At 68.5% G+C, this 13,036-nt stretch carries 12 protein-coding genes; 7 read left to right on the top strand and 5 right to left on the bottom strand.

Annotation, left to right across the window (positions count from 1 at the left end; all coding sequences use genetic code 11):
- The first annotated feature begins 190 nt into the window (after nucleotides 1–190).
- Together C2865_RS23365 and C2865_RS23360 are read left to right on the top strand one after the other, a co-directional pair.
- Nucleotides 191–751: a PepSY domain-containing protein gene (locus tag C2865_RS23365; RefSeq protein WP_157963889.1), complete on the top strand. Its 561-nt coding sequence runs from the start codon at nucleotides 191–193 to the stop codon at nucleotides 749–751.
- A 263-nt stretch (nucleotides 752–1,014) separates the two neighbouring features.
- Nucleotides 1,015–2,364, top strand: a complete 1,350-nt coding sequence (locus C2865_RS23360; RefSeq protein WP_157963888.1) for a sensor histidine kinase — start codon at nucleotides 1,015–1,017, stop codon at nucleotides 2,362–2,364.
- A 129-nt stretch (nucleotides 2,365–2,493) separates the two neighbouring features.
- Here the strand turns inward: C2865_RS23360 and C2865_RS23355 are convergent, their stop codons facing one another.
- Both C2865_RS23355 and C2865_RS23350 read right to left on the bottom strand, forming a co-directional pair.
- A complete protein-coding gene (locus C2865_RS23355; RefSeq protein ID WP_106400652.1) occupies nucleotides 2,494–3,744 on the bottom strand; it encodes a metal-dependent hydrolase family protein in 1,251 nt (416 codons plus the stop codon).
- A gap of 175 nt (nucleotides 3,745–3,919) precedes the next feature.
- Complete coding sequence (locus C2865_RS23350; RefSeq protein WP_232835771.1) at nucleotides 3,920–4,873, bottom strand: dimethylarginine dimethylaminohydrolase family protein; 954 nt, start codon at nucleotides 4,871–4,873, stop codon at nucleotides 3,920–3,922.
- Nucleotides 4,874–5,371: 498 nt separating this feature from the next.
- Between C2865_RS23350 and C2865_RS23345 the strand changes: the two genes are divergently transcribed.
- Nucleotides 5,372–6,526 (top strand): trypsin-like serine peptidase, encoded by a 1,155-nt coding sequence (locus C2865_RS23345; RefSeq protein WP_157963887.1) that lies wholly within the window; start codon nucleotides 5,372–5,374, stop codon nucleotides 6,524–6,526.
- A gap of 272 nt (nucleotides 6,527–6,798) precedes the next feature.
- On the opposite strand, the gene C2865_RS23340 is transcribed toward C2865_RS23345, so the two are convergent.
- Entirely contained in the window at nucleotides 6,799–7,023 is a 225-nt protein-coding gene (locus C2865_RS23340; RefSeq protein ID WP_198653532.1) for a transposase, read from the bottom strand.
- 627 nt (nucleotides 7,024–7,650) lie between these two features.
- Nucleotides 7,651–9,480, bottom strand: coding sequence for a PKD domain-containing protein (locus C2865_RS23335; RefSeq protein WP_198653531.1), 1,830 nt, complete (start codon nucleotides 9,478–9,480; stop codon nucleotides 7,651–7,653).
- A gap of 122 nt (nucleotides 9,481–9,602) precedes the next feature.
- Between C2865_RS23335 and C2865_RS40165 the strand changes: the two genes are divergently transcribed.
- From C2865_RS40165 to C2865_RS23320, 3 genes are all read left to right on the top strand, one after another.
- Nucleotides 9,603–10,055, top strand: a complete 453-nt coding sequence (locus tag C2865_RS40165; protein ID WP_198653530.1) for a nucleoside triphosphate pyrophosphohydrolase family protein — start codon at nucleotides 9,603–9,605, stop codon at nucleotides 10,053–10,055.
- 115 nt (nucleotides 10,056–10,170) lie between these two features.
- On the top strand, nucleotides 10,171–10,419 hold the full coding sequence (locus C2865_RS23325) for a hypothetical protein (RefSeq protein ID WP_106400648.1): 249 nt from the start codon (nucleotides 10,171–10,173) through the stop codon (nucleotides 10,417–10,419).
- Nucleotides 10,420–10,437: 18 nt separating this feature from the next.
- Nucleotides 10,438–10,713, top strand: a complete 276-nt coding sequence (locus C2865_RS23320) for a hypothetical protein (RefSeq protein ID WP_157963886.1) — start codon at nucleotides 10,438–10,440, stop codon at nucleotides 10,711–10,713.
- Between the two features lie 210 nt (nucleotides 10,714–10,923).
- Here the strand turns inward: C2865_RS23320 and C2865_RS23315 are convergent, their stop codons facing one another.
- Nucleotides 10,924–12,018, bottom strand: coding sequence for an epoxide hydrolase family protein (locus C2865_RS23315; protein WP_232835770.1), 1,095 nt, complete (start codon nucleotides 12,016–12,018; stop codon nucleotides 10,924–10,926).
- A gap of 21 nt (nucleotides 12,019–12,039) precedes the next feature.
- On the opposite strand from C2865_RS23315, the gene C2865_RS23310 reads away from it, so the two are divergent.
- Nucleotides 12,040–12,981 carry a helix-turn-helix transcriptional regulator gene (locus tag C2865_RS23310; protein WP_106400646.1) on the top strand — a complete coding sequence of 314 codons (942 nt, stop codon included), beginning with the start codon at nucleotides 12,040–12,042 and terminating at the stop codon, nucleotides 12,979–12,981.
- Nucleotides 12,982–13,036 lie beyond the last annotated feature (55 nt).

The raw sequence follows: 13,036 nt of genomic DNA, 5'->3' as shown, positions 1-13,036 counted from the left end.
AGCGGCCATGTCTTCTCCTCTTTGCGGCGCCATCACGCATACTGAACGGGGAATGTCTAGATATTTACAGATAGATGACATGACGCGAATGTGGAGTAATGCCATTGTGATCCGGCCGCCGTGGGGTGGTGGCAGGTTCGGTGACCCGCCCGGAGGACTGGGTAGGGGCACGGTCATGAGACTCCTTACATTGCTGACGGTAGCCATTCTGGCACTCAGCGCTTGCGGCGGTGATGGGGACGATGCCTCACGCACGTCCTCGCCCGAGCGCACGGCCCAGAACTCTCCAGCGCCCGCTTCCCCGGCCGCGGCCTCCTCGCCGGGCACGGCGGCCGCCGCCCCCGGCGACCTGGACGCCGCCGGGGCGGCGGCTCTGAAGGCGGTGCCGAACTCCACGCTGATCTCCATCGAGACCGAAGGATCGGGCTGGGAGGTGCAGACCGTGACCGCAGACGGAACCGAGCACGAGCTGATGGTGAACGCGGACGGCAGCCAGATCATCCGGAACGACACCAAGCAGGAGGACGCCGAGGACAAGGCCAAACACCAGGAGAGGGTCAAAGCAGCCAAAATCGACTACAGCGAGGCGGCGCAGAAGATGCACTCGGCAGTGCCGAACGCGCAGATCACCGAGCTGAACCTCGACACCTGGCGCGGCACGACGGTATGGGAGGGCGACCTGCAGACCTCCGACGGCGCCAAGCACTCGGTGAAGATCGACGCCGGCAGCGGAAAGGTCCTCCTGCCGTAAGGAATGGTCCGTGCGTGCCCGACGCACACCACGCCGAGCACGCCTCTGCGCCTTCTGTCGGCTCCTGGAGGTTCACCACCCGCCTCGTCCCAGCTGTGTTCCTTTCACTTGAAGATCTCTTCAAGTGAAAGGAACTTCGCCCATACCGCGTAGTAGGGCAAAAACAGATCAGTGGCTCCCGTCCGGGATCGGCTGCTGCCTGACATCCACGAAACTGCGGTCCGGTGCGGACACCGCGCGGCCAGGTGAAGGCGAGACGGCTGATGAGATCGTGGTCCATCCGGATCCGGTTGACGGTGATCGCCACGGTGGTGGTGACGGTGCTGTGCGTGATCGCCTCCGCGCTGATCACTGCGTCCAACCACGGACAGGTCCACGAGCAGCGGCTTTCTTCGGCTGAGGCGGCGGCGATGCGGACGGTGCACCTGATCAAGCGGGGCGAGCTGACCCGTGAGATCCCGCGGTCGGCGGTGCGGTCGGGCACGGTCCAGGTCGTCGATGCCCAGGGCCGGGTCCGCTCCGGGACCGGGGATCTGGGATCCCTTCCGCGCCTGTCGCGGCTGGAACCGCCGGGAAACGTCACCACCGGCAGTGCGGTGCAGTGCGGCATTCCCTCGATGAACGGCTGCAAGATCGTGGTGGTGTTCCGCGTCTACGAGGCCGACGGCGACTGGTCGGTGTACTCCCTCGACGACCCGGTGCCCTGGTACATCAGCGCCTCATTCCTGGGCCAGGTGGTCGGATGGTCGCTGTTGCTGATCGCGTTCACCGCGGTCGGCACCGCGCTGGTCGTCGGCCGGGCCCTGCGGCCCGTCGAGGACATCCGTGCGCAGGCCTGGCAGATCGGCCTCGCCGTCGCCGGCGGCCGCGACTTCGGCCGCCGCATCGCACTGCCCCCGCACCACGATGAGCTCAGAGCCTTGACGATCACCGCCAACGACATGCTCGCCCGCCTGGAGGCGTCGATCGTACGGGAACGGGAATTCACCTCGAACACCTCCCACGACCTGCGCACACCGCTCACCGCGATGAGGACGGAACTCGACGAAGCCCTCCTGTATCCCCACGACACCGAATGGGAATCCCTGGCGCGGCGGCTCCTGGCCAGCGTCGAGCGGCTCCAGAACCTCGTGGAGGACCTGCTCGTCCTCGCCCGGCTCGACGCCGGGACCGGCCGCAAGCACGAACGCCTCGACCTGGGCGACGTCGTGGCTGAGGAACTCCACCGCCAGCGAACCGACCGGAACATCCGCATCGACTCCGACATTCAGGAGGCCGTCGTCAACGGCTCCCGCATCCAGCTCGCCCGGCTCTTCAACAACCTCCTCAACAACGCCCTGCGCCACGCCGACCAGAACGTCACCATCCGTGTCCGCACCGAAGGCCGGCACGCGATCCTGGAAGTCGGCAACGACGGCGACACCATCCCACCGGACCTGCGTGAAGCGGTCTTCGACCGCTTCACCCGCCTGGACCCCTCCCGCACCAAAGACACCGGGGGCAGCGGCCTCGGCCTGAGCATCGTCCGCGAGATCGCCGCCGCTCACCACGGCACCGCCACCCTCGCCGACACCGATCGAACCCTGTTCATCGTCCGCATCCCTCGCGCATGACCCTCCGCGCACCCGCCCGGCACAGCCGCATCCGTGGCTTCTCACCCACTCAACGGCTGGTGCAGGCCCCGTCCCCATTGGGCGTCGCGGTGCTGTGCGCTTGCCGGAACCGGAACGCAAAACAGTCTCTCAACGGTCGGTACCGGGGTCGGGGCGTTTGTGGAGTGTGCCTTGTTTCATAACGAAGTCGACCCGTCCGGTGGCCTGGATATCGGTGAACGGGTCGCCGGGCATGGCGACGAGGTCGGCGATCTTGCCTTCGGCGATGACGCCGAGATCGTCGAGTCCGAGCAGGTCGGCGGCGACGCTGGTGGCCGCCTTCAGGGCGCGGACGGGCGCGATGCCGTTGGAGACCATCATCGGGAACTCCCGCCAGTTGTCCCCGTGCGGGAACATCCCGGCGTCGGTACCGAACGCGATCTTGACCTCGCTGGCGGCGAGGTTCTCGGCGCTGTCGAGCAGCGCCTTCTGGTACTTCTGGAACTTGCGGGGCTTGAAGGCCGGTACGCCCTTCCAGTGATGTTCCTCGAAGGCGTTCCGGGCGTCGTCGATGACCGTGTACTGGGTCGGGACCACGAAGACGCCTGAGTCCTCGATCATCTTCAGTGTCTCCGCCGAGGCCAGGTTGGCGTGTTCGATGCTGCGCACTCCCGCCCGCACGGCCCGCCTGGCGCCCTCGTCCCCATAGCAGTGCGGCGTCGCGGGGACGCCGAGGTCGGCCGCCGCCGCGACCAGGGCGGTCATCTCCTCCTGGCTGTAGGTGGTCTGCCCGGGATCATCGCCGGGACTGGAGAAGCCGCCGGTCGCACCGAACTTGATCCAGTCGGCGCCCGCGCGGACCTCCTGCCGCACACGTGTGCGGATCTCCGCGCAGCCGTCCGCGGCGGCCAACTCCAACGGCGGCGGGGATCCCTGGTACTGGCCGGCCAGCGCAGTGCTGAAGTCGCCGTGCCCGCCCCGCGCCGAGATCAGGTGCGGGGCCACCAGCATGCGCGGGCCGTCGACCAGGCCCGCCTCGATCGCGTCACGCAGATCGACGATGCCGTAGCCGACATCGGTGCACATCAGATCGCGCACCGTGGTGAACCCGTTCATCAACAGGGTCCGCAGCACCGGAAGGGACCACAGCGCCATCGCCGCGGGTGACTTGGTGAACGCCGAGACGATGTCGGGCGTGACCGTGACATGGGTGTGGCAGTCCATGAAGCCGGGCGTCAGGGTGTGCCCGCTCAGGTCGATCACCTCGGCTCCCTGCGGCGCCTCGACGTCCGTCCCGATCCGCCGGATCCGGTCGCCCTCCACCAGCACGTCCCGCCGCTCCCCCGGTCCGTCGGCCAGCCCGTCCCACACCTTCGCCCCGGTGATCAGAGTCGCTGCCATGGTGTGACCGCCTCCACCGTGATCGTCCGGCCCCGGATCCTCCTGCCCCGTTCCCGCTCGGCGACATAACCGCCTATATGCCCACGGTCGCCTGTAGGGCACTCCAGCACCCGGCAAACAGCCGTCAAAGCCCTGCCGTCTCGCGCCCCGGACGTGACTCATAGCGGGCGGTTTCCTACGGGGCGCGGTGCAGGGGCTGCGTGCTGCACCGGAAGGCGCCACCGAGTGAGCGGGTGATGGAGAAGTCGACGTATTCCACCGTGACACCCCGATGCTCCAGCTGCTCACCGATCCCGTCGAACTCATGATCGGTGACATACGCCTCCGGGCTGAGGGGGAGCCCGTTCGTCGCGAGCCGGCCGGCATCAGCCAGTGACACAGGCACCCGGTCCCACGTGCGCAATACCCTGGGAATGCCGTCAAGGAGCGCTTCTTCGCAGACCACCATCAGGCCTTCGCGCACGAGGCCGAGCGCGCAGTCGAGGTGGAGGATCGTTTCGTGGAGCCGAACCTGTTCCACGGTGTAGCCGCAAGGCGCGAGGTATTTGCGCAGCCAGTCCGCGCCGAGCGTGTTGGACGCCAGTCCGGAGGCACCGACGAAGACGTGCCGTCCGAGCACGAGGACGTCGCCGCCTTCGAGGAAGGGTCCTGGCCCCAGGCTCGGGTCATCCGGTGCTGCGACCTCTGGCACAGGCACGGCGACATAGCTTCCGTTCGCGGGGTAGACGTGCTCGCCGAACACCCCGCGCATCGGCAGGACCTCACCACGACGGTGCCGGAACCGCATGGACCCCTCGATGACGTGCTCGCCGACGGTGAAGAAGGGGTCACGAGCAAAGAAGTTGGCGTACCCGCGGTCCTCAGCCGCGGACTTCTCAGCGGGGGTCAGCAGCCGTGGCCGCAGGACCTCGACACCATGCCGACGCAGCACCGCGGCGAACGCCTCGCGTTCGGCTTCCCATGCGGCCTGTCGCCGGGGGTCGGCCTCGCGCAGGTCTCCCGTGAACCTCAGGGCATCGGCGCCCTGGGGAAGGAAACGCATATCGGGATCTTTGAGTGCGGATGCCGGTATGCACACCTCGCTCTGCGCGAGTACCACGGTGCGCAGCGGAGCGAACTCGTTCTCCACCCAGATCCTGCCCATACACCTCAGCCCCTAGCACCAACCTTGACAGCACATAACAAAATGCTCATATATCGCCACAGTAAGTGACGAATCGCTGGTGTTGGCGCACCGGGATCCGGCGGGACTCACAGGGCGGCGCGTGGGAGCCCCGCAGCATCGGCATCGTCCGAACCTCCGCCGGGCTGCCGTCCATCTCTCGCGCCGCATCACCGTCCGCGTCCAGGCCCAAGCGATTGTCCTTGTTCGGCCATCTTGAAAACGGCTGTTCACCCCGCAGGGGACCCGGTGCGGGTGCCGACTTCAGCGGAGACGGCTCCGGAGATCTGGAAACGACCGAGGCAGGCACGGCCATCCCCCGGCTCGGCGAGCCGGGCGCCTGTCGCCCGGCGCATCCGCACGGCGGGGGTGCCCGGGTCGGCCGGTGGGAGGGCGGCGGAGGAAAGGTTGTTAGGGTGCCGCGTCATTGATCTTTACCCCTACCCCCCTGGTAAGGACCTTTCCATGAAATCTCGCAGGACTCTGGGCCGCGTCGTGATCGCGCTCGGCGCGGTCGCCTCGCTCCTGGTCGCGGTACCCGCGAACGCGGCGGCCGACTTCTACGAACTGCCCCGGTTCGTCCCGGCAGGCTCCGGTTTCCAGGCGAAACTCGCCTCGGAGATCAACTACTGGACGATCGAGAAGCTGTCCGCGTCGGACAACGCCGGCCTCAACGATGACACCGTCGAGTACCGGACTGAGGCCACCCCGCCCCCAGGCGGCTGGGACCAGCTGAGCGCCCCCTGGACCGGAGGCGGCTCCGTCTCCCGGACGGTGGGCCGCCTCTTCGTCCGGATGAGGGGGACGCTCCTGGGCGACCACATCGCGGGCAGCTGCTCCGCGAACGTCGTCAACGCCGCCAACAAGAGCACCATCGTCGCCGCAGCCCACTGCTTCAAGGTGAGCTCGCAACTGCGCGGCGTGCCGTGGGGCGACGACATCGCCTTCGAAGCCGTCTTCATCCCCGGCTTCAACGGCGCCAGCCTCGTCCGCGACTCCCACGACCAGAGCCTGCCCGGACCCGACATCGCTCCCTACGGGGTGTGGGGCGTCACCCGCGCGTTCTACCTCGGCTCCTGGGAGAGCCACGACAACTGGCTCAACGGCGGCGACGTCGCCATGGCCACCGTCGCACGGCCAGGCGACCCCACCCCCATCGCCGACGTCGTCGGATCGCAGAACATCGCGTTCGGCGTCGACACCAATCCCCACCACGCCTACCAGTTCGGCTACCCCGTCTCCAACAGCAACAACTGGTACTGGACGAAACTCACTCTCGCTCCCGAGCATCTGCGCCGCAGCTACGACGGACGCACCATGATGTACGCGCACGGCACCACCTACGACGACGCCCAGCTTCTCGGCTACGGCCACGACATGCTCTCGGCCATGGCACCCGGATCCAGCGGCGGCCCCTGGTTCATCGACTTCGACCCCGCCACCGGCACCGGCACCCAGATCGCCGTCACCTCCCGCTTCACCAACGAAGCCGGAAACGCCCTGGCCGCTCACCCCGACAACAGCGTCGCCGATTGGGGACGCGGCCCGGCATCCGTCGGCGGCGGCTTCGGCACCCTCTCCCAGGCCATGTACAACCACGTCAAGAACACCACCCCCTAATCAGATCCCCTCGACGACTCCTGGCCTCACGGCCGGTGTATGGCACGGTGTCATGCACCAGATGAGGTGCCCGGGTCCGAGGGTCGGCGGGAGCGGGAGTCACAGCTCCCGCTCCCGCCGACCACTGGCCCTCCGGGCAGACAGCGACCTTCACACCGAGTTCAGCGGCCCTCCTACGGCACAGGGTCAGCCTCGGCGCCACGGCTGCGAGCATGGCAGGCGCCGTCGAACGGGGGAAGCTCAGGTGCCGGTGTGGGTGGGTCCGAGGTTGATCAGGCGGCGGAGGTTGAGGGTGGCGGCGCGGTGAGCAGCCAGGCGTTGTTCTTGATCGTTTCGTGGTAGCGCAGGCGGCTGTTGCCGTGGCCCGCCAGCCAGGCGATGACGCGTTCGACCGGTGGGCGCCAGCGGCGGTAGGCGTCCTGCCAGGCGGGGTCGGTGGCGGCCTGGGCGCGGGCGGTGGCCTGAACGTCGAGGTGTTCTCCAACCTCACCTCCCATCCGAGAGGAGTGGTGGCAGCTCTTCCACGAGTACGGCCTGAAGCTCGCGGCCTCCTACCCGTCCGGACACGGGACGACCTGGCTGCAGATGATCTGTGTCCTGCTCGCCGTCCAGGCATCGGACCCGCCGGCCTCTCCGGCCCGAGAGGGAGACTGGTACGGGAATGGGCGGTATCGGTCTGCGAGCCCCGAACACGCCACGCCCGTCACCGAACCGGCACCCGGATCGGCCCGCTACCGCCGCATCCGTTTCGTTCCCCGCGGGCCTCCTTGTCAGCCGAGATAGCGGGCGAGGTCGTCGTGGTGCTGTTGAAGGGCGGGAGAAAGAGCGACGCGGTCTTCCTGGAGTTCGCAGCCCATCTGAGGGTTGCCCGGCAGGGCAATCTGCTCTCATACCTCCAGGGCGAGGGAGTCGTTGCGCAAGACGACCACCTTGATGGGCACCCGGCCCGCCCTCCAATCGACCGTCTCCGACACGAATACGATCAAGCAGAAACCACAGCCACCCAGCCCCGTTCACCCACCCGCGACGACCACAGGCCGTGATCGTGATCCCTCACCCGGCTACTTTGGGACCGGGGACAGTTTCGGGAGCGGAGGGCCGAGGAGGTCGTGCTCTTCGCTCGGTCAGCGGACCACGACGCGCATCCGGCCGAGGTTGGGCACCTCGGTGAACGGGTCGCTCGGATCCCCTTCGCGCTGGGCGGTGGCGCGCAGCGCAGGGTAGTAGGTGCCGGGCTTGGTGTAGGTGAAGGTCACCTTCACCTCCACGGTCTGCCTGGGGGCCCCGAAAGAGCGCGCGGTGAAGGCACCGGTACCGGTGAAGTCCCATTCGGTGGCCACGACCTCGCCGGTCTTCGGCGGGAGCTGGATCCTGGCTCTGAAGGTGACGGCCTTGCCGGCGGGCACCTCGATCCGGGTACGGCCACCCGCGGTCAGGTCGATGACGGGCTGGATGCCGCGACGTGCCGCGGCGTTCTTCGGCACCTTGATCTGGCTGTCGGCCACGTCGTAGCCGGTCGAGCGCGGGGGTGCCGTGCCCTTCTCCGCCCAGGCACTCACGTCCCGGAGGGCCTGCTGGTAGATGCCGGTGAAGTCGATGAGGCGGGAGGCCTTCTCCCCGTCGGCGGGGGTGAACTGGTGGTCGGCGTTGTCGTTGTACCAGAGCCGGTAGTTGTCGTCGAAGCGTGCGCCGAGGGCCTGCTTGACCTGGGTGCGGTACCAGTCGGCGTGCCAGGGGAAGGCGTCGCTGTCCAGCAGGTTGTCCACCACGATGACCTTGCCGGTGATCTGCCCGGTGTGGGTGCCGCCACCGCTGGTGCTGGCGGACACGAGTCGGCCCACCTCCAGGTTGCGCTGCGGGTGGAGCGGTTGTCCGTCGGCGTCTCGGAACTGGTCGAAGCCGTAGAAGCCGGCCCGCTTGGGCACCTGGTGGCGGTAGTAGGCGTGCAGGGCGATGAACCACCGGTTGTCGATCCGCAGCCTGGCGCCCTCATCGAGCGCGTCCAGTACCTCGGCGGCGTTGCCGCTGTCGAGGGTGAAGACTTTTGCGCCCCGGTCCAGCGTGCCCGACAATGTCCCGATCTTCGTGGTCCCGTCAGCGGCGTAGACGGTGAAGTCCAGGCCGGCCGGGTCCGGGTTGGACGGCGTGCCGTCCAGGACGAGGCCGGTCGGTGCGTTCTGCGCGTTGCGTTCGACCTTCGTGATGGTCGCCAGGTGATCGGTTCGGGCGGCGCGGATCAGATCGCCGAGGGCGGACTTCTCCGTCCCGAGGTAGCCGGGCCTGCTCCAGAAGTCGTCGGCGTAGGTCGGGTCCATGCCGCGGACGATGGCGCCGATGCCCATGAGGCCCTGTGGGTCGTTGAGGCCGAGCACATAGGAGTAGTCCTCCCATGCCCGCAGCGGGACGCCCATGCTCGTCACCTCGCGCAGCATCGCGCGCTGTACCGCGTTGAGGCCGGCGTAGGGGTCGCCGCTGCCGCCGGGCCGCACCGCGTCCGCGATCTGCGGTGCCTTGTCGCGCAGCACGAGCCGGGCCAGGGCCCGTACGGCGAAGTCGTTGGGAATGGAGACCGGGACTCCCTGGATGATCGGCACTGCGCCGTCCCATACGCCGGTGGTGTTCTCGATGGCGCCCACGGTCTGGAAGGAGCCGCCGCTGCCGCCGTAAATGTAACCGTAGATCCGCCTGTCCGGGGCGTTGTAGTAGCGGGCCGCCACCGTCTTGGCGAACTTGGCCGCGGCCGCGTCGGCCCGATACCCCTGCGTGCCCTTGACGTGAACGGTGTAGGCGCCGCTGTCCGCGCCGAAGCCGATCGTCTGGGCCGAGGCGTTCTCGTCCTGCGTGGGGTAGACGAGTTGGAAGAAGCGGCCTTCCCACTTGCTCTTGGGCGGCAGGTAGATGGTGAACTTGACGCCGGTTCCTTCGAAGTGGCCCGATACCTTGCGGTGCGGCACCGGGGCGGTCGCGTCCGTCTCACCGTCGATGACCGGGTCGCCGTAGGTCGGGTCGACGCAGTCGGCCGTGACCCACAGAGGCCGAGCGCGGCCTGGCGGGGCTGGGTCTGGAGTCCCAGTGCTTGAAGCTCGTCGAGGAGGTCGGTGAGCTGGTGGCCGCCGCCGTCAGCGACCCCGGCCAGGTCCCGGGTGAGTGCGTCGATGCGCTGATCCTGCTCGCCTCGGTCGCCGACCGCTCAGGCGTCGACCTCCACCACACCCTCGCCGGCCGTTTCCCGGACGAGGGTGCGCCTGCTCTGTCGGAGGTGTCGGCTCGGGCGGCGGCTGCCGGCCTGGCCGAGGCGGACCTGAAAGAGCTGAGCGTGCGAGCGGCGATCGAGACCGGAGAGCTGTGCCGCGCGGTCCTCAAGCTCGGCGGCGGCCCGTCCGACCCCGCGGGGCGGACGGTGGTCCTGGCTGAGAAGTGCGCTGACCTCGTCCTGGCGATCGGGGCGTTCGCGACTCGGCTGGGCTTCGACCTGGCCGAGGCCTTCCGCTCCAAGGAACAGCTCAACAGCCGTCGTGTCTGGAGATGACGCCGACGCCGTGGCGGCGACCGAGGACAAGATGTCTGAAGACTCAGCGTCGTGTCCGTCGGCGTGACCACCAGGGTCCTGTCCGCGAAGGGCGTGGGCTTCGCTGAGGACGACGATGACCGGCAACCGCCGCACACCCGCCTCCCGAGCCCGAGTCCGGGCGATCCGCCGCCGGATGGCCGAGACGAAAGAGAGCTACAACCGGGCCGCCCGTGTCGTCGACGCCCTCGCCGCCGGTCCGCAGCGGTCTTCCTCGCCGTCGCAGGATCAGGTTGCTCTGGCCGGTGAGGTGCTGCGCTACATCGACGTCTGGTGCGGCAATGACCTGGGGCGGTTCACCCATGCGATGCCGCCTGTGGAGTAGTACGACCGGCTGGCCCGGTTGGGCAGGCTCTTGGCCGAGCGGTGCCGGACCTTCACCGACCCGCTGCTGGGCGCCGACTCCACCCCCGCCTCGGGCGAGGACGGGGGGCTGGTCCGCGTGCTGCTCGATGCGGTGCGGAAGCTGCAGGAGGCACTGGCCGCTGCGGGCACCGCCGGCGCACAGGCCGAGGGGATCGACCGGGTCCTGGAGCTGCGGGAGGCGTGCCTCCTGCTGCTTGGGCGAGAGCCCACCGGCACGCTCCCGCCGCAGCAGCGGCCTGGCCTGCCCGGATAGTTCACCAGTCGCTCCGGACGGCGGCGTTACCGAACTCCGGCCCAGCCCCGCGCGCTGGCGCTCGGTGGACAGACGTCTCATCGAGGCGGACGGCCGGTCGCGTTAAGGAGCCTGGTGGGTGTCTTTATCGTGACCGGCCGTTCTGATGCGGTCGGCACCCGGTGATCCGTCGGCCGCGGGGACCGTCGATGCGGGGTGGGGCGCGCTTGCCTAGAGTGCCCGGTAGAAGGCACGGATGTCCTCGGCGAGCTGTTTCGGCTGCTCCAGGGCGGCGAAGTGGCCGCCGTGTTCGAACTCCGTCCAGTGCACGATCGTGTCGGTCTGCTCGGCGAACCTGCGGACGGGCAGTGCGATGTCGTGCGGGAAGACGGCCACGCCGGTGGGCACCGGTGAGCGCTCCGGCATGCTCCAGTCGCGGGCGAACTCCCAGTAGATCTGGGCGGCGGAGGAGGCGGTGTTGGTGAGCCAGTAGATCATCACGTTGGTGAGCAGGTAGTCGCGGTCGATTTCCTCGTCGGTCCACTCCTTGAACTTCTCGGCGATCCAGGCGAGCTGTCCGGCGGGCGAGTCGGCCAGGCCGTAGGCGAGGGTCTGCGGCCGGGTGGACTGAATGGCCATGTATCCGCCGAGATCACCGCTGAAGCGCTCAAGGCCCTCGAGGCGGGCGCGGTCCTTGTCGTCGAGGTCGTCGACGGGGCCGGTGGGGAAGGTCAGCAGATAGTTGACATGGATTCCGACCACGTGGTCGGGGGCGACGCGGCCGAGCTCCCGGGCGACTCCGGATCCCCAGTCGCCGCCCTGCGCGCCGTATCTGTCATAACCCAGCCGCGCCATGAGCTCGGCCCAGGCGCGGGCGATGCGGTTGAGCGTCCAGCCGGCGTCCGGCTGCGGCCCGGAGAATCCGAATCCCGGGAGGGACGGGATGACCAGGTGAAAGTCCCGGGACAGCGGTTCGATCACGTCCAGGAACTCCACGACGGAGCTGGGCCAGCCGTGGGTGAGGATCAGCGGCAGCGCGTCCGGGTTCGCCGAGCGAACGTGCAGGAAGTGGATCCGCTGGCCGTCGATGTCGGTGAGGAACTGCGGGTAGGCATTGAGCCTGGCCTCGTGGACGCGCCAGTCGTAGGACGTGGTCCAGTACTCGAGGAGTTCGGCGAGGTGGGAGACGGGGACGCCCCGCTCCCAGCCGGCGCCGGGGACCTCGCTGGGCAGGCGCGTCCTGCCCAGCCTCTCGCGGAGGTCGTCGAGGTCGGCCTGGGGGATGTCGATGGTGAAGGTCTCCATGACCACCACCCTCCACCCCATCTAGGCAATATCCTTGCCTAGATGACGGCTTCCCGGCTTCTGATGCTGCTTTCTCTGCTGCAGGCCCGTCCCGAATGGTCAGGTTCGGAGTTGGCCCAGCGCCTGGAGGTCAGTCCGCGCACGATCCGCTATGACATCGACAAGCTGCGCAGTCTCGGCTATCCGATTCAGGCCACGATGGGCGCGATCGGGGGCTACCGGTTGGGGTCGGGAGGGGCGCTGCCTCCCCTGCTGCTCGACGATGAGGAAGCCGTCGCGGTGGCCGTGGGCCTGCGCACCGCCGCCGGTGGCGCGGTCACGGGCATCGAGGAGACATCGGTGCGGGCGCTGGCCAAGCTGGAGCAGGTGCTCCCGTCGCGGCTGCGCAACCGGGTCAACGCCCTGAACAGACACACCACACCGATCACAGCGGCCGGCGCCCCCGTCGATGCCGAGACCCTCACCACCATCAGCGCCGCCTGCCGGGACCACCACCGGCTGCGCTTCGACTATCGCACGCATGACGGTGATGACCAGGACCGGGATATCGAGCCGTATCAGCTCGTGCACATGAACCGACGCTGGTATCTGGTCGCCTGGGACGTGCACCGACAGGACTGGCGGACGTTCCGGGCCGACCGGATGACACTGCGGATCCCGCACGGACCCCCCTTCACCCCCCGGGAGTCGCCACCGCCCGACCTGGTCCCGCGAGGGGTGGACACGGCACTCCTGCGCTACCGGGCTCAGGTGACCGTGCACGCCCCGGCCGACTCGATCAAGGTGCCCGCGGTGCAGGTGGACCCGGTTGACGGCAACACGTGCATCGTCCACGCGGGCGCCGACACCCCCTACCAGCTCGCCCTGCACATCCTCATGCTCGATGCCGACTTCACGGTGGACGGACCACCGGAACTGCTGGAGGAGCTGAGGAAGATATCCACCCGTTGCGCAGCCGCCGGGCCCGCACGGACCTCTCCATAAAGGTCAGCCGCGACCGGCACGGCTCGGAGGCGTCGGCTCGCTCGGCGCCCGGGTG

The organism is Actinocorallia populi (genome assembly GCF_002995495.1).
Classification (GTDB): Bacteria; Actinomycetota; Actinomycetes; order Streptosporangiales; family Streptosporangiaceae; genus Actinocorallia; species Actinocorallia populi.
The sequence above is the reverse complement of the archived record's forward strand: the minus strand, read 5'-3'. Positions and strand labels throughout refer to the sequence as shown.